We start from the raw sequence: 21,080 nt of genomic DNA on the forward strand, positions 1-21,080 counted from the left end.
TTGATGGAATTATTACCGACATTAAGTACATTTTTTATTATATTAAGTGCGATACTAGTTGCTATTGGTTGGCGCTTAGTAATAAAAAAGCAATATAAAGCTCATAAGAAAGTAATGATAGCAGGAGCACTGAGTGCACTTGCATTCTTTATCATTTATATGTCCAGAACAATTTTCGTGGGAAATACAAGCTTTGGTGGGCCGGAGGAATTAGAAGTTTACTACACCATATTCTTGATTTTTCATATTATATTAGCAACTTCTGGAGCTGTTTTTGGTGTTATCACTTTAACATTAGCATTCAAGCGAAATATTAAAAAGCACCAAAAAATTGGCCCTGTGACAAGTGTTATTTGGTTTTGTAGTGCTATTACAGGGGTAATGGTATACTTATTATTGTATGTCCTATATGACGGTGGAGAAACAACAAGTTTATTAAAGGCAATTTTAGGTACTTAAAAAAAGCTGAGCATTATGCTCAGCTTTTTTTAAGAGACAAGAAAGTATAAAATTTGCGAAGATGTCTAGCTACGAGCGCCCAGAAACTAGGCGACTTCACGAATCACCCTACGATAAGTCATCATCAGTTCGTAAACTCACCGTGATTCCTTTATCTCAGTTGATGCGTTCCAGTCGCTACGTTTCTAAACGGACGCTCTGCGCTTTTCTTAACTTGTAAGGAAAGTATATAAACATTGGTATCGATCGCCTTCACTATTCTTGTTCTACAACATATACCAGAGCTAGAAACTTGGATTATTATTCTACAATAAATTCCTTGAATTTGTGTAGATAAAAGATACAACTGTCCTCTGTTAGATTTTGAAATTCATTTTTATAATACCGGCTTCTTTTGCCGAATTGAAGGCTATGACAAGCAATGGACCAACAATAAAACCTAGAATACCTAATAGTTTGAGTCCAATATACATAGCAATAAGTGTAGCGAGTGGCGATAAGCCGATATGTTTACCCATCACTTTTGGTTCCACGGTTCTTCTAATGGCAAGGAGAATGATAGCTAATATAGCTAATTGCCCACCGATAAATAAGTCACCTGTAATTAGCATATAGAGAGCCCATGGACCCAATATTGCAATAGAACCAATAATAGGTATAAAATCAATAATCCAAATAATTAAGGACATAATTAACGCATATTCTGGTACTATAATGTATAGACCAATAAGTGTCACAATAAAAATGATGATACTTACTAAAAACTGCGCTTTAAAAAAGCCTAATATTACGTAAGACAAACGGTCGTTCATAAATTTCACTTTATCAGCTGTGCTTTCTTTTAAATGGCTATATGCTTTTGCTTTTAAACGAGGTATTTCTAACATAAACATAAATAAAGCAATTAAGTACACAATTAAGCTAACAAGAAAGTCTGGTACTTTACTAGCAACTTTGGCAATTTCCTCAATCCGCAGCATTTCACTAACATTGTTACTTAAGGCGGTTGTGGTGGATTGTATTTGTCTATTTACTTCATCAACAAGTTCCTTTGGTAAATCTTCAGTGAAATGATCAAATTCTGTTTCCCATTGAAGTAATTGATCTTTTACTTGAATAATGTAGGATGGTACATTTTCAGCGAAATTAATTACTTGACCAACTATTTTAGTTACTGCATAAGTTCCGATGATACTGATGATTATGAGAAACAGGAGAAATACAATGGTAACGGAAAGCTTACGGTTTATTTTTAGTTTTCTAATAAACCATCGTATAACCGGGTTCAGGATCAATGCTGTAACAAATGCTAATAGTAGGGGAATCGAGACTGGCAAAATAAATATAGCTAATAAAAGTAAGAATAGGATTACAAAAAATAATTTGATATGTTTTTTATTGAGATTTTTCATTAAGTAATCTTGAAACTCCTTTCACAATCATAGTGACACCTAGAATCCTTACTTATGAAAAACGGCTGTATTCCGAATACAGCCGTTTTTATTAGGAGTGTGGACCACTATTTAACAAACGGTTCCATATTTTCTTTTGCATTTTGTAATAACTTAGAAGCTCTCTCAACTGTAGAAGCAGGAAACTCTTCTTCTTCTCCATACTCAACACCGTGAGGATAATAATGTTTCCCTAATAAAGGTGTTAGTAATTTGATTACTGCATCACCTTTATCAACATCACCTTCTACTGCATATCCTTGAACTCTTATGTAATATGTAATGTTTTTTTCAGGAGAGCCAATCTTATAATCATATGTAACACGTTCATAATCCCACTGGTCTGCTCGTATAAAATTAGCTTTTGCCATTGCATGATCTAATGGTTGTAAATCAATTAATACGTCTTCTATTCCTGTGTTTGTAATTTTCATACTTTCACCTCATCTAAAATTATCACTAAACCTATAATAGTATGAAATGCCAAAAGATGCAATTTAAAAAAGTTTAATCCCTATCAAAAACTTTCATGATTAATATAGCGTTGCATATAATGGAGTTAACACAAGTAAATAATAGGTGGGGTTACATGAAAATAAAAGTGGTATCTTTTATCTTAATAGTATTTTTAATAGTTTTGTTTAGTCTTTTTTACTTTCGTCAATCTGAAGAACCTCAATTAGTGCATTATCATAAAAAACCTATACTTACAAAAAGTGATAAAGTTCACTTGGATGAAGATCATACACTTATCGTTCAACAAAATGCTGTATGGAAATATCTAAATCAAAATATTGATAATTTTGTTTCCGTATATGGAGAACCGGATCGTAAAGACCCTTCATTATATGATTTTGAATGGTGGGTATTTAAGCAAGAAGATTTTTATATACAGGTAGCAGTGCAGAATGAAACGATTATCAGTATTTACTCCAATACAGATACATTAGACTTTAGTCCATTGGAAATTGGCCAGACAATAAAAGAAATCGAAGAAATATATCGATTGCAAGAAGAAATTGAGTTTGATCATATACGGTTTAAATTGACTGAAGACGATTTACAACAAAGACCTGTTTTAAGACTATCTGAAGAAGTATTTGCTCAATTATATATCGATCAATTCACGGAAAAATTAGCAGGTATACGACTACTAAATAAAGATGCTTTTGAGTTGTTAAAACCTTATGAGTTGTTCTATTGGGGGGAAATATCAGAAGCTAGTGAACCAGATGAAGATCAATGGAAAGCCATAGAGGGAGGATTAGAAAAACAAATTTTTGACTTAACAAACGAAATACGGGCCGAATATGAATTGGAAGTATTATCGTGGGATGATCAGGCAGCAGATGCTGCAAAGGCTCATAGTCAAGATATGTTTGAAGAGAATTATTTTTCCCATTATAGCTTGAATGGTGATGGATTGAAGGAACGCTTGTTAGCCGCTAATGCTCATTATTTATCTGCAGGAGAGAATATAGCTGCTCATTATGTTGATGCTCCAGCTGTCATTCACGGTTGGCTTAACAGTGAGGGCCATCGGGAAGCTTTATTAAAAGAAGAATATACACATTTGGGTGTTGGGGTTTACCAATCATTTTACACCCAAAATTTTATTCAAAAATAATGCGAATAGCACAAAAATAGGCCATTTGCATATATTGTGGTAGAGAAGTTGTAAGAGAGGAGTACAGCAATGAAAAACGCATCGAATCCTTCTGTACAACAATTTAAAGCATTCATTCATGAGCATCCACTTTTAATAAAGGAAATTAAAAGTGGAGAAATGAGCTTGCAAGAGGCTTATGAGCAATATGTTTTATTAGGTGAGGAAGACCCTGCTTGGGGAAAATATAAGGCTCCCCAAGACAATAACGAATCAGAAGATACCTCTACCAATCAACTTTATCAAAAATTTTGGAAACATATCGAAAAATTAGATGTGAATCAAGTAGAAAATCATATTAATGATCTAAATGGCGCTATAGATAATATTGTGACATTGATTGATCAGTTTAAACAATTCCGAAATAGTCAAATGGGCCAATCTCAATCAGACAATTTTTTTTATAAACCAAAGGATTAGGAGGATCTAGATGGAGCCGGAAACCTACCGTTTTATCCAGCAGCGAGAAGACTTGTGGCGTTTCATTCGGCTGAATCCTGAGTGGTATCGGTATTTAACAAGAAATCCAAGTAGGATTGGCGAATTGGAAACAGAGGCAAAACATTTTTATGGAAAAACGCTACCTCAACGCATGGCCAAAGCACAACAAAATATTCAGATGATACGATTACTCATGCAAATGGCAGGCTCTTGGAATGATTAGAGTGCTGCCTCTTTAATTTCTTTCTTATAATTGGTATGATAAAGATATGGAGGTGTAAGAGTTATGTTAGCAACAATGGAAATTGTTGATATTCTAGATAAATCAGAAGCACTAGGTCAGATGGTATTAGAATCTGATGTTATGCAGGATTTTTATAAAGCAAAAGAAGTAATGGAACAGGATGAAAGAGCACAGGAACTAATTACAAGCTTTAATCAAATAAAGCAATCGTACGATGAAGTAGAAAGGTTTGGCAGATATCATCCTGATTATAGTAAAATAATGAAAGAAATACGTGTAGCCAAACGTGAGATGGATATGCATGAATCCATTGCTGCTTATAAAATGGCTGAAACCAATCTTCAGAAATTTCTAGATGAGATTAGTCAGTTAGTAGCTTTCAGTGTAAGTGATAAAGTAAAAGTTCCGATGGATGGAGCAGCACTTACAGATGGTGGATGTGGCTGTGGATCTGGAAGTAGTGGGTGTGGCTGTAGAGCTTCTTAGCGAAATGCAGTGAAAAGTGAGGTGGCCTTATGCTAGTAAAAAGACAAGGATTAATTGTATGGTTTCATCAAATGAAGCATGTTAAACATATTAAAAAATTTGGTCATATGGTTCATGTGTCAAAAAAGTTAAAATTTGCGATGATATATGTTGATCAGGAAAAGTTGGATGATACATATCAATCGCTGTTAAAATTACCTTTTGTCACAAAAGTCGAACCTTCTTACAAACCATTTATTAAAACGGATTTCGAAAGTAAATCGTTTGATAAAGAAGAAAAAGAATATGACTACAAAATGGGAATATAAGAAAAGCGCAGGGCGCTCGGAGCTAGACATCTGCGCAAAATTTATACTTTCCTAGAATATAAAAAAACAACCTGCAGTTCATTAATAACTGCAGGTTCTTTTTATTTTCTAAAAAAGAAAATAAAAAGATAAAGGGAGAGGAGAAACCGGAGGAAGAACTTATGGGGAAATGTAAGTCTTCTCCGTATTTAAGCAACTTTTAATGTTGCTATATTTAGAGTTTGCACAAAATGAATTGCTTTTATACAAATGAATTTGAGAATTTTGTTACTTTCGTGCTATAGTAAGGGAGATTTAAAAAGCAGAAAGAAGGGAATGCTTTGAGAATAATTGCTGGTGATTTTAAAGGTAACAGAATTCAGGCAGTTCCTAACCAATTAACACGACCTACAGGGGACAAAGTGAAAGAGTCCTTATTTCAAATGATTGGACCTTTCTTTGACGGTGGAATATGTCTTGATTTATTTGCCGGTAGTGGTGCTTTGGCTATAGAGGCAATTAGTAGAGGAATGAATAAAGCAATTTTAGTGGACAAACAACCTAAAGCAATCTCTATTATTCATCAAAATGTGAGCCATTTACATATTCAAGAGAAGGTTGAAATATATCGTAATGATGCTTTTAGAGCCATAAAGGCTTTACAAAAAAGAGCATTACAGTTCGATACTATTTTTTTGGATCCCCCCTACCATAAAGTGTCCTATGATAAATTGTTGCAAGGTATTAGTTCAACAGACATAGTCACTGAAAATGGGCTCATTATTTGTGAGCATGATCCTAATATTAGGATGGAGAATAGCTACGAAGGGTATCATATATGGAAACATGAAGTATATAACACCACTACTGCTATCACGATTTTCAAGAAAGGTGTGAAAGATGATGACTAGACTAGCAATTTGCCCTGGCAGTTTCGATCCAGTAACAAATGGTCACCTGGATATTATTCAAAGAGGGGCTAAAGTTTTTGACGAAATTATTGTTGCTGTTTTTAACAATCAGTCCAAAAATCCACTCTTTACCGTTGAGGAACGAGTTCACCTTTTGGAAAAAGCTACAGAGGATTTCGATAATATATCGGTAGATGCATGTAGTGGTTTATTAATGGATTATGCTAAAAGTAAAAATGCTCAAGCTGTGTTACGCGGATTAAGAGCAGTATCCGACTTTGAATATGAACTACAGCTTACCTCTATGAACCGAAAACTAAATGAAGAAATTGAAACGTTTTTCATGATGACAAACAATCAATATTCTTTTCTAAGTTCCAGTATGGTCAAGGAAATAGCAAAGTATCATGCAAATGTATCAGATTTAGTACCTTCAGTTGTAGAAGAGGCACTAAAAGAAAAGTTTAGCAATGGTTGATTTTTTATTAAGGTGCTAAACGTCTGGAAGCCACCCATTTCAAGATTTAAGTAACAAAAGGAAGCTCTATGTGAGGGGAAACAGACGATAACACCTGGATCATAGTCTCTCTTTTTGTTTCATTAAAATAATCAAATAGATAAATAAAGCTGACAAGGTGAAGATGAAACCCATTTGTTCGAACATTAAGTATACCTGTTGAATGTTGTCAACAGATGGTTGTGCTATAGCTGCTATGACCGTTTCATTAGTTGTTTGTAAGCTTTTATAAACAGGCACATATAGTATGGTTACAATAATGCCGGCGAAAAGACCATGTAACAAACGAGCAAAGAAGTAAGGCGTAAATTGGATATCTGTTTCCGCAAGTATGCTGGCAACTTGCGCCTGAACAGAAAAACCATTAAAGGCTAGGATAACGGAAACTAAAATAGCTTTAATTAAAGTAGATGAATCAGCGCTTGCTACTTCGTTTGCTCCTATGGTAATTTCAAATATACCTGATAATAGTGGTAAAGCCAACTCGCCTGGTATTTGAAACCAGCTTAAAATAATGCTAATACCTCCTGATATAAATTGAGCAATTTGTACTTCGCGTAAGATTTCTGTTAGAACCGAAAAAAGAATGATAAAACCACCGATAACAAGTAATGTTTGAATAGACTGGGTTACAGAGTCTCCTAATATTTTCCCTAGCGCTCTTTTGTCCCTTATTCTTGCGTGATGGAGTTGTGTCATAGCTTTTGTGATAGAGAAGTGTTGTGTTGACTGACGATTTCTTTCGTGGTACTTGTAAAATCGCATACAAATACCGACAAAGAAATTGCTAGTATAATGAGTGATAGCGAGCAATATACCTAGCTTATGATCATGAAAAAAGCCGATTGAAACAGCTCCAATAATAAATAATGGATTAGAGGCATTTGTAAAGCTGACAAGCCTTTCTGCCTCTGTTTTTGATAGTTGATTTTCTTGTCTTAATCTTGCGGTGAATTTCGCCCCTGACGGATAACCACTGGCCATTCCCATTGTCCACACAAATCCACCAACACCTGGAACATTAAATAATGGTCTCATGACAGGTTCAAATAATACCCCTATAAAATGTACAACTCCAAAAGCGATTAATAATTCAGCTACAATAAAAAAAGGTAATAACGAAGGGAATACAACATTAGCCCAAACATCTAACCCTCTTTGGCTAGCTTTTAATACTTCTTGAGGGAAGGTTATAATCATGGTAGCCATAAATACGGAGACTGATGCATAAATAATAGAATACAACTTTTGCTTCAAGTTTTGCACTCCTTTGATAGCACTTTTCTGTACCTTTATCTGAATGAGTAGTAAAATATGTAGTGTTTTTAAGTTTGTCCTTCATTTAAATATACGCAACTGTATAGAAGAATTATGACTTTTCTTCAGATAAAATTGGAAGACCGTGAAAAGGAAGGGATTAGATGTTTCAGACAAAAAGTAAAGCAAGAATAATTGGTTTTTTCGTAGCATTGATTATCATTTTCTTATTATTTAGCTATCAGCTACCCTATTATATTCATAAACCGGGACATGCAGATCCGCTAAATCCTGTTGTAGAAGTTGATGGAGCATCAGAAAGTGAAGGAGATATGCACCTTGTCACTATACAAGGTGGAAGGGCTACCCCTTTTCAATATATGATGGCTTTATGGAGAGATTATTACGATATACTACCGGTCGAAGAAGTACTAGTAGATGGGATGACAGATGAAGAATATCGTCAATTGCAGTTGATGATGATGGAAAGCTCACAAGAAGCATCAACTGTTGTTGCTTATGAAGCAGCAAATAAGGAGATTAACATCGATTATCAAGGAATTTATGTAGTATCAGTAGTAGAAGACATGCCGGCTGATGGGATCTTACAGTCAGCAGATGAAATTATTGAAATCGATGGACAAATGATAAATGAAGCAGAAGACTTGATTGATTATGTAACAACGAAAAATGTTGGTGACAGTGTATCGTTAACGGTTAAACGAAATGAAGAGACTTTTGAAACAGATCTTACCTTGGAAGCTCTTGAGGCGTTAGATGGGCAACCAGGTATTGGAATTCAACTAGTTACAAATCGCCATGTGACGGTATCACCTGAACTAACTTTCTCTAGTGGTGAAATCGGGGGTCCGAGTGCAGGATTGATGTTCTCGTTGGAAATCTACGATCAATTAACACCGGAAGATATAACGAAGGGTTATCAAATCGCTGGAACGGGTGAAATTGATTACCAAGGCAATGTTGGGAGAATTGGTGGCATAGATAAGAAAGTAGTTGCAGCAGACCGAGAGGGGTGTGATATCTTCTTCGCACCTAATGAAAACGGTAGAGAAGACTCCAACTATCAAGTAGCCAAACAAGTTGCAGAAGATATCGGAACAGACATGGAGATTATTCCTGTTGATACCTTCGACGACGCCTTAGACTATCTCGAAAATCTAAACGGATAAGAGGAATGATCAAATACAATTAAATAAACGAAAGTGAAGTCATCCCATTCGGGTTATTTAAGACGCCTTAATATTAAGGCGTCTTAAATATTGGTTTTTGATAGGATTGTTTCGTTAAATACTTTTGTGAAGATAGCGGTAAAACGCTGTAATAGGCATGATCAATACGATCTTCAAAAGCTTGATAAGGGTAGGGCTTCTTACTGCTTGTATACCACTCCACATTGATATCTTTTTTTCTGGCACTCAAATAGTTTTGACCATTTTCACTCATAGCTAAAATTCGAATAGCAGAAGGTTGTCTTTCAGTTACGTAAGCTTCGATTTCGCTAGAGTATGTATTGGTCAAGATATGTGTAAATACGCGTTGCAAACTTGTCCAAGTATACCTTTTGGTTTTTAACAATTCCATCCAATTTGAAAAGGAATCTGCTTTTTTCGCGGTTTTAACTATTCGATTCTCTAACCCTTCCTTAATACCATGAATCTTAGCAAACTCTTCCTTTTTCATCGTTAATATCCGATATTTTAGTAATGGGAAATATGCCTCCCAATCATGCCAAGTACCATGAAGCTCTTTATATTCTTCAAGTTTTTCTTTGGTTATGGAAGGAATAGCATCGTTTAGCTCATTTTTTCTGGTATTTTCTGACAGTAATTGATTACGAATACTAGTTGCGCTAGCTATAGAATCATGGATTTCACGATCATGATAATTATTTTTAATTCGTTTAATGGTGTAAGGTGTTATGGTTGTATGTAGATCAAAAATATTTTTGACATATTGATATCCAAGTATATTATTTGGTTTGGCAAAATCGATAGACAGGGTTTCTCCACCAATCTTAGTGAAAGCTATGTCATTTGCTTTTGGATAGGAATGACCTTGGTTTAAAGCATTCGTTAAATAATGATCATAGACTTTCTGGTGTTCCGTAATGAAATGATACAATGTATTAAAGTCTTCTATTTCACCATGTTCACTTCCAAAACACAATGAATCAGCTTGCAGGCTGTTCAAAATTTTGACTGCACCATTTGCAAAAAGCTCACTATGTTGAACTGCATAAAAATAAGGTAGTTCAACAACGAGGTCAATCCCTTGTTGTACGGCTATTTTGGCTCTTGTGAACTTATCTAAAATTGCTGGCTCCCCTCGTTGTAAAAAATTCCCACTCATGACTGCAATCATACATTCCGCACCTGTCACATGCTTTGCCTGTTGAAAGTGATAGTGATGTCCGTTATGATAGGGATTATATTCAACAATTAAACCACATGCTTTCAGAGCAACCACCTCCATCATTGATTTCATGAATGATCTCTTACGTTAATGTGCATGATAAGCATATTGTTGTAAGTATATCATATAAAGTAAGATTATGGTCAGTGGAGGAGAATCACTATGATCATTAGCGAAACTTATCAGGGGTGTTAGCTCGTGATTAAGTAATAAATGTTTGTTCTGTAAAGAAAATATATTGACAAATGGACCAATACATTTTAAAATATTTCTTGTTGCCTTGAGGTGAATGTAAATGAAATTATATATCCAAAAACTTAAACAGTCACAGGGAGAACCCGTTTCTTTTCGTGAGGAAGTGGACATTTCAGATATTGCGAACTTGGAAAATGATATCCGACGAATCGAACCAGTTTTAGTTGACGGAACAGCTAGAATGGATGGTGACGATATTACCTGTGATTTTCAAATTCAAGGAACGATGATTCTACCTTGTGCGAGAACGTTAGTAGATGTACCGTATGAATTTTCGATTCATGCAATTGAATTTTTTACGACATCATCTTATAGTGAAGAAGAAGAGATACATTTAGTAAATGGTGAGGTACTTGACTTAACACCATTTATCAAGGAAAATGTACTATTAGAAATGCCTTTAAGAGTGTTTGCTGATGACGAAAAATTAGAAGCAAACACGATGAAGGAAGGTAAAGGTTGGACACTAGTTACTGAAGAAGAACAATCAGAAAAAGTTGATCCGCGCCTTGAAAAATTGAAATCTTTATTAGATGACAAAAGTAATGAGAAAGATAGTGAAGGATAGATCTTTGCTTCTCTTTAAAGGAGGTGTAATGCATGGCAGTACCAAAGCGTAGAACTTCAAAAAAGGTAAAAAACCAACGTCGTACTCATAAAAAATTACATGTACCAGGAATGGTAGAATGTTCAAATTGTGGTGAACTAACAAAACCACACCATGTATGTAAATCTTGTGGACAATATGATGGAAAACAAGTAGTAGAACAATAATTTGATATGTTGTACAACAAGTAGTGTAAGAGATGAGATCTCTTACACTATTTTTTATTTTTAAGAAAGTATAAATTTTGGAGCAGGTGTCTAGCTCCGAGCGTTCTAAAACTAGGCGACTTCACTAATTGCCCTACGATAAGTCATCATCGGTTCTTAAACTCACCGTGATTCCTTTAATTCATTCCAGTCGCTATCGCTACGTTTCTAAGCGGGCGCTCTGCGCTTTTCTTATGATAAGGGAGTACCAAGTTTTTATAATATTTTAGAACAATATGTCTATCTCTTCTATTAATTGCATACATTGTATCAAGAATAGAGGAGGTGGAGTTGTGCAAGGGAATCGACAAGATGCATGGACTAGTGATGAAGATATTTTGCTAGCTGAAACTGTGTTACGATATATTCGTGAAGGAAAGACACAGTTAGAAGCTTTTAAGGAAGTAGGAGGAAAATTATCGCGAACATCAGCAGCATGTGGTTTTCGCTGGAACGCAACGCTGAGGAAACAATATGAAGAAGCTATCCAGTTAGCAAAACAGAACCGTAAGAAAATATCTTATCAATCTCACCAAAAACTAGATGCTAGTCAAACTGAACAACCAAACATTCATGAAGTGATTCAAACTTTGGAACGACTGCAAAAATATTATCAGGAAATAGACCATCAGGAAGAATTGCGTAAATTAGTGGAAGAAAATAAACAGCTAAAGCAAAAGTTATATCAGTATCAAGTATTCCTTGAAACTGTGCAGCAAGCAATGGAAAAGGTGAAGCATTAATTCATTATTATTAGGAGTTAGTAACCTCATCGAATAGATGGGGTTTTTATGTGGTCTGCCATGATACGTATTCGTCTTTCCACATCATATTAAGAATGTACACTTGATAAATAATGCGAACTTGTTGAGCGGACATTTAGTACGTTATTTGCTTGAAAATAAGCCATTTTTCGATGTTAGCGGACATTGAATCCTTTATCGGGTCCATTTTGGCCACGATAAGCATTGTTTTCGATGAATAGCGGAATAGATGTCCGGGACCATTCTAAAAACGGGATTTTTATCGCAAATAACGGAACAAATGTCCGCACACTTATCCCGGACTTACCTGAATGGAATCTATAGTCACCTTATATCGCTTTATTACTTAATACTCCTGTGGATATTTTATGATGAGGATTATGGTATAATGAGTTTTTAAAAAAAGGTGCTTGCACAAGTTCAAAAGTCTTATATAATTAATATTAAAATGACCAAAAGTAATAGTATGAAAGTTATAACATTTTTGAAGTGAGGGTATCATATGATAGAAGGTTTGTACTATCTGCTTGCATTGATGGTTACACTACCGTTTGCTATAACATTTTTAGTTTATAAATTATCCTATAAGTTTGTAGGTGAAAAACGATATTGCTTTCATTTAGCGATTGATACGACAACAGTTTTATATATCGCATCAGTTGCAGCCATTTTTTATTCTATTTTTTCGATAAATCCCATTAGTTATATTTTTCTCCTGTTGTTATTCATTTTGATGATATGTGTCTTGATTCATTGGAAGGTGTATACAGATATTATTTTTTCTCATGTCTGTAAACGTTTCTGGAAAGCTACTTTTTTATTATTTTTTACTTTACATATTATTACGATCTTATATGGAATCTTTTATAATATAAGCAAAGTGTTGTAACGATCTCATTATTACAAACAAATTATGTGCTTTTATCGTTTTCATTATGTACAATACTATTGGATTACTATTGTATATATTGAAGATAAAGGAGCAGTTCATTAATGCGTATCGAATCCCAAAGACTCGATTTACATAATAAATTTATCATGGATTATCAAAAGGAAGTAAAGGATTTGTTGGATCATTTTGATTATAATCCTTATGATGAAAATGTTTTTAAAGAACGTAAGAAAGACTTGCAAGAGCAGCTATTTCAAAGAGATGCCCTGGCTGATATGTTACATTCGATTAACCGACGTTGGTCTGCCACGGAAGCAACATTTGAAAATATTGAAAGACTGAGAGACGAAAACAGTGTGGTTGTTATTGGGGGGCAACAAGCTGGAATGCTGACTGGTCCACTCTATACGATTAACAAAATAGTCTCCATTATTGCTTTGGCAAAGCAGCAGGAAGAGTTATTAGGAGTTCCCGTGTTACCTGTCTTTTGGATAGCAGGAGAGGACCACGATTTTGCCGAGGTGAACCATATTTTTTTACCAGAAGATACAGAACTTCAAAAATATCCTTTAGAGGATCATCATAAAGAAAGAACGTCTGTGTCTAAACGAATATTAAACAAAGAGCAAGCCTATCGTTGGTTGAAAACAACATTTCGATCACTCAAAGAAACTGCTTATACGAAGAAATTGTTTCAAACTTTATATGATAAATTAATGAAAGCCAACACATTTGTTGATTTTTTCGCATCCTTTATTCATGAGATTTTTGCTGATACTGGATTAATCCTAGTTGACTCTGGAGATAAGGAAGTACGTCAATTAGAATCGACATATTTTTATGAAATGATTGAAAAACAGCCAGAAATTAGCCGAAATGTTTATCGATCGCTACAGTCAATGAGAACAAAGGGATATCATGTTAGTGTTGATGCAAATGAACAAGATGGGCATTTATTTGTAGAACAGGAAGGGGAAAGAATCTTACTACAAAAAGATGGTCAAAATTGGATAGGAAAAAATAATGAATGTCAATATTCGAATCAAGAGCTTTTAGAAATAGCAAATGAAACACCAGAGCGATTGAGCAATAATGTAGTAACTAGACCATTAATGCAAGAAAAATTATTTCCTACACTAGCTTTTTTTGCTGGGCCGAGTGAAGCAGCTTACTGGTCTATATTAAAAGATGCATTTCATAGTGTATCGCTAAAGATGCCACCCGTTTTGCCACGTGTGTCGCTAACATTAGTGGATGAGAAGCTCGTAAAAGTGTTGAGTAAGTATAATATTGATCCTAGTTTCGCAATTGATAACGGAGTCCAGACTCAAAAAATAAATTGGTTATCAGCTCAAGCAAACAGTCCTGTTGAAGAAATGACTATTCAACTGAAGGAAGCTATTAAAATGGGACATCAACCACTAAAAGAAGTGACAAATGATTTAACAGATGATGTATCACAATATGCGGATAAAAATTTGCAACTGTTATTACAACAAGTAGATAAACTTTCAACGAGAATCCATAAAGAATTTTCCAAAAAGTATCATCGGCAATTAAAAGAGTTCGATTATATACAAATGCACTTAAAGCCTGATAATGGACTGCAAGAACGGATTTGGAATATTACTTATTTCCTTAACCTCTATGGGTTTGAATGGGTCAAACAAATAAATAATTATTCGTTTGATTGGAAAAAACAACATTATATTGTGTATTTATAAAAAAAGGTAATTGGTTGCTAAAGCCAATTACCTTTTTTTATGGAATGTAAGTATAATATCAGCACGATGTCCGTGTTAAATGAAGTAGTTATTTTGAGTTGTTTTATGTATATTTGCAACGCTCCAACTAATTACTTCGTTGTAGAGCAAAAATCACGGAATTCATGTCTAGATAACTACTTTGGACAGGGCCGGGTAGGCTTTACCGGTTTTTCTTTTGTTTTTTTCAGACACGGGTTCCAGCTATTTGTAGCAAAAAAAGTACCTTTACAAAAAAATGGATAGTTTTTTTAAATATTTAGTGGTGAAAAGTGGGGGAATGTGGTACGATAAGGATAGAAAGTGGGGTGCCTAGGTATGTTCATGGGAGAATATCAACATAACATTGATACAAAAGGACGTATAATTGTACCTTCTAAGTTCAGAGATGGACTCGGAGAACAGTTTGTCGTTACCCGTGGCTTGGATCAATGTTTGTTTGCGTACCCGATGAATGAATGGCACCAGTTGGAAGAAAAACTAAAAAAATTACCGTTAACTAAGAAAGATGCTCGAGCATTTACACGTTTTTTCTTTTCTGGCGCAGTTGAATGTGAACTAGACAAGCAGGGAAGGATAAATATACCTGCTCCACTTCGTAAATATGCAGGAATTGAAAAAGAATGTGCAGTGATCGGTGTATCAAACAGAGTAGAATTCTGGGCAGAAAATAAATGGAATGAATTTGTAGATGTATCAGAAGAATCATTTGCAGAAATTGCAGAGAATATGATGGATTTTGATTTGTAAAGACAACAAGAAAAAGAGGTGACTCCATGTTTGGACATTATACGGTATTAAAAGAAGAAACTGTTGGTGGTCTTGATATCAATCCAGATGGCATTTATGTTGATTGTACATTAGGTGGTGGCGGACACTCCGAATATTTATTAGAACAACTAAATGAGAAAGGCAGATTGATTGCATTTGATCAAGATCAAGACGCTATTAATGCTGCTAAAGAAAGATTGAAAGACCGAATTAACCAAGTCACCTTGATTCAACGGAACTTCCGTCATTTAAGTGAAGAATTAGAAAAATTGCAAATAAGACAAGTGAATGGTGTTTTGTTTGATTTAGGTGTCTCTTCTCCACAATTAGATAGAGGGGAACGGGGATTTAGCTATCAGCATGATGCGCCATTAGATATGCGAATGAATCAAAACAGTGAATTAAATGCATTTGAGATAGTGAATAAATGGCCATATGAAGATCTTGTATCGATTTTCTTTAGGTATGGTGAAGAAAAGTTTTCCAAACAAATTGCACGAACTATAGAAGCGGAAAGAGAAAAAAAAACAATAGACACTACATTTGATTTAGTTGAGATCATTAAACAAGCAATACCTGCTCCTGCAAGGAGAAAAGGTGGACATCCTGCCAAGCGAATTTTTCAGGCGATACGAATAGCTGTTAATGATGAATTGAAAGTTTTTGAAGATGCATTGTACCAAGCAGGAAGGTCTCTTTCAATAGGTGGACGTATTTCCGTTATTACCTTTCACTCGTTGGAAGATCGAATTTGTAAGCAAACATTTAAAAAATGGAGTACACCTCCTCCTGTACCAAAGAATATTCCGGTAATACCAGAGGAATTTAAACCATCGTTTCGTCTAGTTAATCGAAAACCAATTCTGCCATCAGAGAATGAATTGGCAGAAAATCGACGTTCAAGATCAGCAAAGTTGAGAGTGATTGAAAAAGTGAAGGATTGGAATGAAGATAATATAAAGTAGAAGGGTGGCAAAACCATGAGTAGTCAACACGCAAGAGCTTATTACACACATGATCAAGTAAGAGAACAAGTCCAACAACCAAATGTAGTCAGAAAAAAAGTAAAGGTGCAGAAGCGCTGGGTAACTCGCGGCGAAAAAATGATGTATGTAATCTTTGCTGTTATATTTCTAAGTATTTCTGCTTACTTGGTTAGCTACAGTTCTTCGTTAGACCAATTAAACCGTGAGGTTGAATCGTTAAATACACAAATTCAACAACAAACGGTACATAACAAAAATCTTGCTTTTAAACAAAAAGAATTAAGCCAACCTGAACGGATTATTGAAAATGCCAAAAAACACGGTCTGGAAGTTCAAAACACCCAAGTGAAACGTGCAACAGACCTAGTAGAATAGGTGTTAACGATGAAAAGTAGAACAACAGAAGTCATGCCAATTGTTTGGATTGTTATATTTACGAGCTTTTTTCTTGTCATTGCTGGAAGGTTTTTATATATTCAAGTATCTGGGGAAGTATCTGGAGTTTCGATTCAGGAGTTGGCTGATGAAAAAAGAACCAATAGCTATAGTATTCCTGCTAGTAGAGGGACAATTTACGACCGTAATGGAATGGCACTAGCTCAAGAACATGTGGTGTACCGTTTATATGCTATTGTTGATGAGTCACACACTACCAATCCTCTGCATCCCAAACATGTTAAAGATGTTAACGAGACTGCCCAAAAACTAGCACCTATATTAGAAATGGAAGAAAGTGAAATAGCAGAACGTTTGAACGAAGGGATTAAAAATGAAAGATTCCAGGTAGAATTTGGTTCTAACGCCAGAGAATTAAATCAGGAACAGAAAGAAGAGATTGAAGCTTTAGAATTACCTGGTATTAATTTTATAGAAGAACCAATCCGTTTCTATCCCAACGGGATGTTTGCTTCACACACAATCGGACTAACTGATAAACAAGATGATCAAATTGTCGGAATTAATGGTGTGGAAGGGTTCATGAATGATTTGCTTACTGGAGTCAATGGTTCGATTTCGTATCAACGTGATAAATTTAATATGAAACTATTAGATCCTAAAGAGGTCATTAATGAGCCAGATAATGGCGATGATGTTTACCTAACACTTGATCAAAAAATTCAAACATTAGTTGAAGATGCATTATCAGAGGTGGAAGATGAGTATGATCCTGCTAGAATGACGGCTGTAGTTATGAATGCCAAGACAGGGGAAATACTAGCTCTTAGTAACAGACCTAGTTATAACCCTAATGACATTGGCGAAGTAGAGAACTGGTATAATGATGTTATTGCCACACCTTTCGAACCTGGTTCAACGATGAAAGTATTTACATTAGCCTCAGCGATTGAAGAAGGTGTCTGGAATCCTGATGACCAATATGAATCAGGAACATACAAAGCTGGTGGTAGAACAATAGGAGACCATAATGGTCGTCAAGGTTGGGGTAAAATCAGTTATTTAGAAGGGATTCAGCGTTCCTCTAATGTTGCTGCGGCAAAGTTAGCTTATGAAAAGGTAGGATCTGAAAAATTTTTAGAGTATTTAAAAGCATTTGATTTTGATCAAAAAACAGGGATTGACTTACCTGGGGAAGTTGCAGGCGAAATTCTTTATAATTGGGAAAGTGAAAAGGTAACTACTGCATTTGGTCAAGGAACTACTACTACACCAATACAATTGATGAAAGCAGCAACTGCCATAACAAATGAAGGTAAAATGTTAAAACCATATATCATTGATAAAACAGTGGATCATGATACAAATGAAGTAATTGCTGAGAAAGAACCTGAAGTAGTAGGTGAACCAATCTCTTCCGAAACTGCGAAAAAAACGTTAGAGGTACTAGAAACGGTTATTACTTCTGAAAATGGGACAGGCCATAACATTTATAATTTGAACGATTATTCTGTTGCAGGTAAAACAGGTACTGCCAACTTTGTAGATCCTGAGACAGGCAAATATAAAACAGGAAGAAATAGTTACATCTTTTCTTTCTTAGGCATGGCTCCTGCAGAAGACCCTGAGTTAATTATGTATGTATCAGTAAAAGAACCGAACTTAGAAGTAACAGAATCAGGTTCAGCACCCGTTTCTTTTGTGTTCAAAAATGTAATGGAAAATAGTTTGCGATATTTAAATATTGAACCGGACAAAGATGCTACAGAGCCAATCGAAGTAGTGGAGATTCCTGAGTGGGAAGGTAAACAAACAGATTCATATGTTAATAAACTGAAAGAGTTAGGTGTAAAGCCAATTGTTATCGGAGATGGTGAAAATATTAAGAAAGTAAACATGCAACCAGGTACAAAGATAACAGCAAGGCAAACTGTTATGGTGGCAACGGATAATATGAAAATGCCAGATTTAACTGGATGGTCATTTAGAGATGTCTTATCTTTCCGAGACTTTTTAGATCTAGATTTAGAGTGGATGGGGAATGGTTATGTCAAGAAACAAAGTATTGAGACAGGATCATCACTTAATGAACAAGATTATTTAATGGTTGAACTGGAAGAACCGGATGTGCCGGAAGATCAGGAAAATGCATCAGATGAATCCGGTGAAGAAGCGAACGAAGAAGAATAGTAAACAATCATACACAGTGTTCTATTCAGCCTTTCACAAACATATATTGGGACAAACAGTTTCTTGAATTAAAGGAGATATGTCATGAAACGAATAACCAATATTAAGGTGCAACGCAGAATAGTCACTGTGTTTCTTTTTGCATTAATCATTATGGCAGTCATTGTGATAAGATTAGGATATGTGCAATTTATCTGGTCCGATTTTCTAATTGCTGAGGCAGAAGATTTGTGGAGTAGAGATATTGTATTTGAGCCAGAAAGAGGTAAGATTATTGACACTAATGAAGAGGTTTTAGCGGAGAATGTTTCCGCACCTACTGTAATGGTTGTGCCAAGACAAGTGACAGAAGCAGAACAAACAGCCAGACAGTTAGCAAATGTACTGGATATGTCTTATGAAGATGTATTAGAAGCAATTCATAAAAATGAGCGGATTGTGATATTGCAGCCAGAAGGAAGGAAAATTTCGGAAGAAAAGGCGATGGCTGTTCAAATGTTAGATTTAGAAGGTATTTATATTGCAGAAGATTCTATTCGACACTATCCCAATGGGGCTTATTTGTCACATGTACTTGGGTTTAGTGGCATTGATAACCAAGGATTAACGGGACTTGAATTAATGTATGAAGAGATGTTAAGTGGAACAGAAGGTAGTTTATCCTTTTACAGTGATGCAAAAGGAAAAAGAATGCCGCAAATGGCTGATAAATATACTCCCCCTGAAGACGGCTATGATCTTCAACTCACCATAGATAGCAGGGTTCAAACTATTATGGAAAGAGAATTAGATATAGCTGAAGAAAAATATAATCCAGATGGCGCGATAGCTATTGCAGTAAATCCCAAGGATGGAAGTATATTGGGAATGTCATCTAGACCGAATTTTGATCCTGCAAATTATCAGGATATTAGTGCCGAAGTATATAATCGCAATTTGCCGATTTGGAGCACATATGAGCCTGGTTCCACATTTAAAATTATAACGTTAGCAGCAGCTTTGGAAGAAGGACTTGTGGATCTTGAAAACGATGAATATGTGGATGATGGAGATATTGAGGTAGGTGGAACACATTTACATTGCTGGAAAAGTGGAGGGCATGGACATCAAACATTTTTAGAAGTTGTACAGAATTCGTGCAACCCAGGTTTCATTGTTTTAGGACAGAAGCTAGGTAAAGAAAGATTATTTTCTTATATTGAGGATTTTGGCTTTGGTCAAAAAACAGGTATTGATTTACAAGGTGAAGCTACAGGGATTTTGTTTGATTTAGACAATGTTGGTCCTGTGGAGTTAGCGACTACTGCTTTTGGTCAAGGTGTATCAGTCACCCCAATCCAACAAGTAATGGCTGTATCAGCTGCGGTTAACGGTGGTTATTTATATGAACCATATGTTGCAAAAGCATTCCTCGACCCTGTGACAGGTGAAGCAGTTAATACCACTGAGCCCGTCTTAAAAAATCGAATTATTTCGGCTGATACATCTAAAGAAGTGCGTGAGGCTCTTGAGTCTGTTGTTGCTTTAGGAACTGGTCGAAGTGCTTATGTGGATGGTTATCGAGTTGGGGGAAAGACAGGGACTGCACAAAAAGTCGGTGAAGATGGAAAGTATATGGAGAATAACCACATTGTATCATTTATAGGCTTTGCGCCAGCAGATGATCCTGAAATAGTTGTGTATGTTGCGGTAGATAATCCAAAAGATGTTGTGCAATTTGGTGGAGTAGTAGCTGCTCCAATTGTCGGTACTATTATAGAAGATAGCCTGCGTGCTTTAGGAGTGCCAAGGCAAGATGATGGTATTGAAAAAGACTACCAATGGCCTGAATCTCCTCCAGTAGAAGTACCTGACTTAGTCGGTTTAAATAAAAGTGAATTACAGCAGTATTTGGTTTCCTTAGAAGTTGATGTGGTGGGAGAAGGAGATTATATTATTGATCAAGCACCTGCTGCAGGAGAAAAAGTCCAAGAAGGTAGTAAAATCAGGCTTGTTTTAGGCGATAAATAGTTAAAAATATTTATCGTAAAGTTTAAAAGTCTTTGATATAATAATGTAGTTGTTTATCAAAAGTAACCCAAAAAAGAAAAGGTGACTA

General features: G+C 35.4%; 23 protein-coding genes. 19 read left to right on the forward strand and 4 right to left on the reverse strand.

The features are described 5' to 3' along the window. The first annotated feature begins 3 nt into the window (after positions 1 to 3). Positions 4 to 459: a DUF420 domain-containing protein gene (locus GH715_RS07980; RefSeq protein WP_018932794.1), complete on the forward strand. Its 456-nt coding sequence runs from the start codon at positions 4 to 6 to the stop codon at positions 457 to 459. Between the two features lie 356 nt (positions 460 to 815). On the opposite strand, the gene ytvI is transcribed toward GH715_RS07980, so the two are convergent. After that, positions 816 to 1,871, reverse strand: a complete 1,056-nt coding sequence (gene ytvI / locus GH715_RS07985; protein WP_153835377.1) for a sporulation integral membrane protein YtvI — start codon at positions 1,869 to 1,871, stop codon at positions 816 to 818. A gap of 107 nt (positions 1,872 to 1,978) precedes the next feature. After that, on the reverse strand, positions 1,979 to 2,344 hold the full coding sequence (locus GH715_RS07990) for a YugN family protein (RefSeq protein ID WP_153835378.1): 366 nt from the start codon (positions 2,342 to 2,344) through the stop codon (positions 1,979 to 1,981). A gap of 155 nt (positions 2,345 to 2,499) precedes the next feature. On the opposite strand from GH715_RS07990, the gene GH715_RS07995 reads away from it, so the two are divergent. From GH715_RS07995 to coaD, 7 genes are all read left to right on the forward strand, one after another. Beyond that, positions 2,500 to 3,537 (forward strand): CAP domain-containing protein, encoded by a 1,038-nt coding sequence (locus GH715_RS07995; protein WP_163578540.1) that lies wholly within the window; start codon positions 2,500 to 2,502, stop codon positions 3,535 to 3,537. Positions 3,538 to 3,606: 69 nt separating this feature from the next. Continuing rightward, on the forward strand, positions 3,607 to 3,996 hold the full coding sequence (ylbD, locus tag GH715_RS08000) for a spore coat protein YlbD (protein ID WP_153835380.1): 390 nt from the start codon (positions 3,607 to 3,609) through the stop codon (positions 3,994 to 3,996). Positions 3,997 to 4,006: 10 nt separating this feature from the next. Further along, positions 4,007 to 4,240 (forward strand): YlbE-like family protein, encoded by a 234-nt coding sequence (locus GH715_RS08005; protein WP_153835381.1) that lies wholly within the window; start codon positions 4,007 to 4,009, stop codon positions 4,238 to 4,240. A gap of 63 nt (positions 4,241 to 4,303) precedes the next feature. After that, positions 4,304 to 4,747: a YlbF/YmcA family competence regulator gene (locus GH715_RS08010; protein WP_153835382.1), complete on the forward strand. Its 444-nt coding sequence runs from the start codon at positions 4,304 to 4,306 to the stop codon at positions 4,745 to 4,747. A 29-nt stretch (positions 4,748 to 4,776) separates the two neighbouring features. Further along, positions 4,777 to 5,055, forward strand: a complete 279-nt coding sequence (locus GH715_RS08015; RefSeq protein WP_153835383.1) for a YlbG family protein — start codon at positions 4,777 to 4,779, stop codon at positions 5,053 to 5,055. 320 nt (positions 5,056 to 5,375) lie between these two features. Further along, positions 5,376 to 5,945, forward strand: a complete 570-nt coding sequence (gene rsmD, locus GH715_RS08020) for a 16S rRNA (guanine(966)-N(2))-methyltransferase RsmD (RefSeq protein WP_153835384.1) — start codon at positions 5,376 to 5,378, stop codon at positions 5,943 to 5,945. Further along, positions 5,938 to 6,423: a pantetheine-phosphate adenylyltransferase gene (coaD, locus tag GH715_RS08025; protein ID WP_153835385.1), complete on the forward strand. Its 486-nt coding sequence runs from the start codon at positions 5,938 to 5,940 to the stop codon at positions 6,421 to 6,423. The genes rsmD and coaD overlap by 8 nt, the downstream gene beginning before the upstream one ends. Before the next feature lie 99 nt (positions 6,424 to 6,522). On the opposite strand, the gene ylbJ is transcribed toward coaD, so the two are convergent. After that, a complete protein-coding gene (ylbJ, locus tag GH715_RS08030; protein ID WP_153835386.1) occupies positions 6,523 to 7,719 on the reverse strand; it encodes a sporulation integral membrane protein YlbJ in 1,197 nt (398 codons plus the stop codon). A 164-nt stretch (positions 7,720 to 7,883) separates the two neighbouring features. On the opposite strand from ylbJ, the gene GH715_RS08035 reads away from it, so the two are divergent. After that, positions 7,884 to 8,909 (forward strand): SepM family pheromone-processing serine protease, encoded by a 1,026-nt coding sequence (locus tag GH715_RS08035; RefSeq protein WP_153835387.1) that lies wholly within the window; start codon positions 7,884 to 7,886, stop codon positions 8,907 to 8,909. Positions 8,910 to 8,982: 73 nt separating this feature from the next. Here GH715_RS08035 and GH715_RS08040 read toward each other — a convergent pair whose 3' ends face one another. Then, positions 8,983 to 10,224 carry a nucleotidyltransferase gene (locus GH715_RS08040; RefSeq protein WP_153835388.1) on the reverse strand — a complete coding sequence of 414 codons (1,242 nt, stop codon included), beginning with the start codon at positions 10,222 to 10,224 and terminating at the stop codon, positions 8,983 to 8,985. Between the two features lie 223 nt (positions 10,225 to 10,447). Here GH715_RS08040 and GH715_RS08045 point away from each other — a divergent pair, with 223 nt between their 5' ends. The 10 genes from GH715_RS08045 (at position 10,448) to GH715_RS08090 (ending at position 20,992) form a co-directional block, all read left to right on the forward strand. Next, positions 10,448 to 10,975, forward strand: coding sequence for a YceD family protein (locus tag GH715_RS08045; protein ID WP_153835389.1), 528 nt, complete (start codon positions 10,448 to 10,450; stop codon positions 10,973 to 10,975). Positions 10,976 to 11,007: 32 nt separating this feature from the next. Continuing rightward, positions 11,008 to 11,181 carry a 50S ribosomal protein L32 gene (gene rpmF / locus GH715_RS08050; RefSeq protein ID WP_018932780.1) on the forward strand — a complete coding sequence of 58 codons (174 nt, stop codon included), beginning with the start codon at positions 11,008 to 11,010 and terminating at the stop codon, positions 11,179 to 11,181. A gap of 332 nt (positions 11,182 to 11,513) precedes the next feature. Continuing rightward, a complete protein-coding gene (locus GH715_RS08055; protein WP_163578541.1) occupies positions 11,514 to 11,963 on the forward strand; it encodes an RsfA family transcriptional regulator in 450 nt (149 codons plus the stop codon). Positions 11,964 to 12,486: 523 nt separating this feature from the next. Continuing rightward, positions 12,487 to 12,873, forward strand: a complete 387-nt coding sequence (locus GH715_RS08060; RefSeq protein WP_153835391.1) for a DUF3397 domain-containing protein — start codon at positions 12,487 to 12,489, stop codon at positions 12,871 to 12,873. Between the two features lie 104 nt (positions 12,874 to 12,977). Continuing rightward, positions 12,978 to 14,600, forward strand: coding sequence for a bacillithiol biosynthesis cysteine-adding enzyme BshC (gene bshC / locus GH715_RS08065; RefSeq protein ID WP_153835392.1), 1,623 nt, complete (start codon positions 12,978 to 12,980; stop codon positions 14,598 to 14,600). Positions 14,601 to 14,957: 357 nt separating this feature from the next. Further along, a complete protein-coding gene (gene mraZ, locus GH715_RS08070; protein ID WP_153835393.1) occupies positions 14,958 to 15,389 on the forward strand; it encodes a division/cell wall cluster transcriptional repressor MraZ in 432 nt (143 codons plus the stop codon). Between the two features lie 26 nt (positions 15,390 to 15,415). Continuing rightward, a complete protein-coding gene (gene rsmH, locus GH715_RS08075; RefSeq protein WP_153835394.1) occupies positions 15,416 to 16,375 on the forward strand; it encodes a 16S rRNA (cytosine(1402)-N(4))-methyltransferase RsmH in 960 nt (319 codons plus the stop codon). A 15-nt stretch (positions 16,376 to 16,390) separates the two neighbouring features. Beyond that, a complete protein-coding gene (gene ftsL, locus GH715_RS08080; protein ID WP_153835395.1) occupies positions 16,391 to 16,771 on the forward strand; it encodes a cell division protein FtsL in 381 nt (126 codons plus the stop codon). A 9-nt stretch (positions 16,772 to 16,780) separates the two neighbouring features. Further along, positions 16,781 to 18,982 carry a penicillin-binding transpeptidase domain-containing protein gene (locus GH715_RS08085; protein WP_153835396.1) on the forward strand — a complete coding sequence of 734 codons (2,202 nt, stop codon included), beginning with the start codon at positions 16,781 to 16,783 and terminating at the stop codon, positions 18,980 to 18,982. Positions 18,983 to 19,066: 84 nt separating this feature from the next. Further along, positions 19,067 to 20,992: a stage V sporulation protein D gene (locus GH715_RS08090; RefSeq protein WP_153835397.1), complete on the forward strand. Its 1,926-nt coding sequence runs from the start codon at positions 19,067 to 19,069 to the stop codon at positions 20,990 to 20,992. Positions 20,993 to 21,080: the final 88 nt, after the last annotated feature.

The organism is Gracilibacillus thailandensis (genome assembly GCF_010994055.1).
Classification (GTDB): domain Bacteria; phylum Bacillota; class Bacilli; order Bacillales; family Amphibacillaceae; genus Gracilibacillus; species Gracilibacillus lacisalsi.

Bases quoted from the DNA above. Each gene is read 5' to 3' on its own strand.
- GH715_RS07980 (WP_018932794.1), top strand. From the start codon at position 4: ATGGAATTATTACCGACATTAAGTACATTTTTTATTATATTAAGTGCG.
- ytvI (WP_153835377.1), bottom strand. From the start codon at position 1,871: ATGAAAAATCTCAATAAAAAACATATCAAATTATTTTTTGTAATCCTA.
- GH715_RS07990 (WP_153835378.1), bottom strand. From the start codon at position 2,344: ATGAAAATTACAAACACAGGAATAGAAGACGTATTAATTGATTTACAA.
- GH715_RS07995 (WP_163578540.1), top strand. From the start codon at position 2,500: ATGAAAATAAAAGTGGTATCTTTTATCTTAATAGTATTTTTAATAGTT.
- ylbD (WP_153835380.1), top strand. From the start codon at position 3,607: ATGAAAAACGCATCGAATCCTTCTGTACAACAATTTAAAGCATTCATT.
- GH715_RS08005 (WP_153835381.1), top strand. From the start codon at position 4,007: ATGGAGCCGGAAACCTACCGTTTTATCCAGCAGCGAGAAGACTTGTGG.
- GH715_RS08010 (WP_153835382.1), top strand. From the start codon at position 4,304: ATGTTAGCAACAATGGAAATTGTTGATATTCTAGATAAATCAGAAGCA.
- GH715_RS08015 (WP_153835383.1), top strand. From the start codon at position 4,777: ATGCTAGTAAAAAGACAAGGATTAATTGTATGGTTTCATCAAATGAAG.
- coaD (WP_153835385.1), top strand. From the start codon at position 5,938: ATGACTAGACTAGCAATTTGCCCTGGCAGTTTCGATCCAGTAACAAAT.
- GH715_RS08035 (WP_153835387.1), top strand. From the start codon at position 7,884: ATGTTTCAGACAAAAAGTAAAGCAAGAATAATTGGTTTTTTCGTAGCA.
- GH715_RS08040 (WP_153835388.1), bottom strand. From the start codon at position 10,224: ATGAAATCAATGATGGAGGTGGTTGCTCTGAAAGCATGTGGTTTAATT.
- GH715_RS08045 (WP_153835389.1), top strand. From the start codon at position 10,448: ATGAAATTATATATCCAAAAACTTAAACAGTCACAGGGAGAACCCGTT.
- rpmF (WP_018932780.1), top strand. From the start codon at position 11,008: ATGGCAGTACCAAAGCGTAGAACTTCAAAAAAGGTAAAAAACCAACGT.
- GH715_RS08060 (WP_153835391.1), top strand. From the start codon at position 12,487: ATGATAGAAGGTTTGTACTATCTGCTTGCATTGATGGTTACACTACCG.
- bshC (WP_153835392.1), top strand. From the start codon at position 12,978: ATGCGTATCGAATCCCAAAGACTCGATTTACATAATAAATTTATCATG.
- mraZ (WP_153835393.1), top strand. From the start codon at position 14,958: ATGTTCATGGGAGAATATCAACATAACATTGATACAAAAGGACGTATA.
- rsmH (WP_153835394.1), top strand. From the start codon at position 15,416: ATGTTTGGACATTATACGGTATTAAAAGAAGAAACTGTTGGTGGTCTT.
- ftsL (WP_153835395.1), top strand. From the start codon at position 16,391: ATGAGTAGTCAACACGCAAGAGCTTATTACACACATGATCAAGTAAGA.
- GH715_RS08085 (WP_153835396.1), top strand. From the start codon at position 16,781: ATGAAAAGTAGAACAACAGAAGTCATGCCAATTGTTTGGATTGTTATA.
- GH715_RS08090 (WP_153835397.1), top strand. From the start codon at position 19,067: ATGAAACGAATAACCAATATTAAGGTGCAACGCAGAATAGTCACTGTG.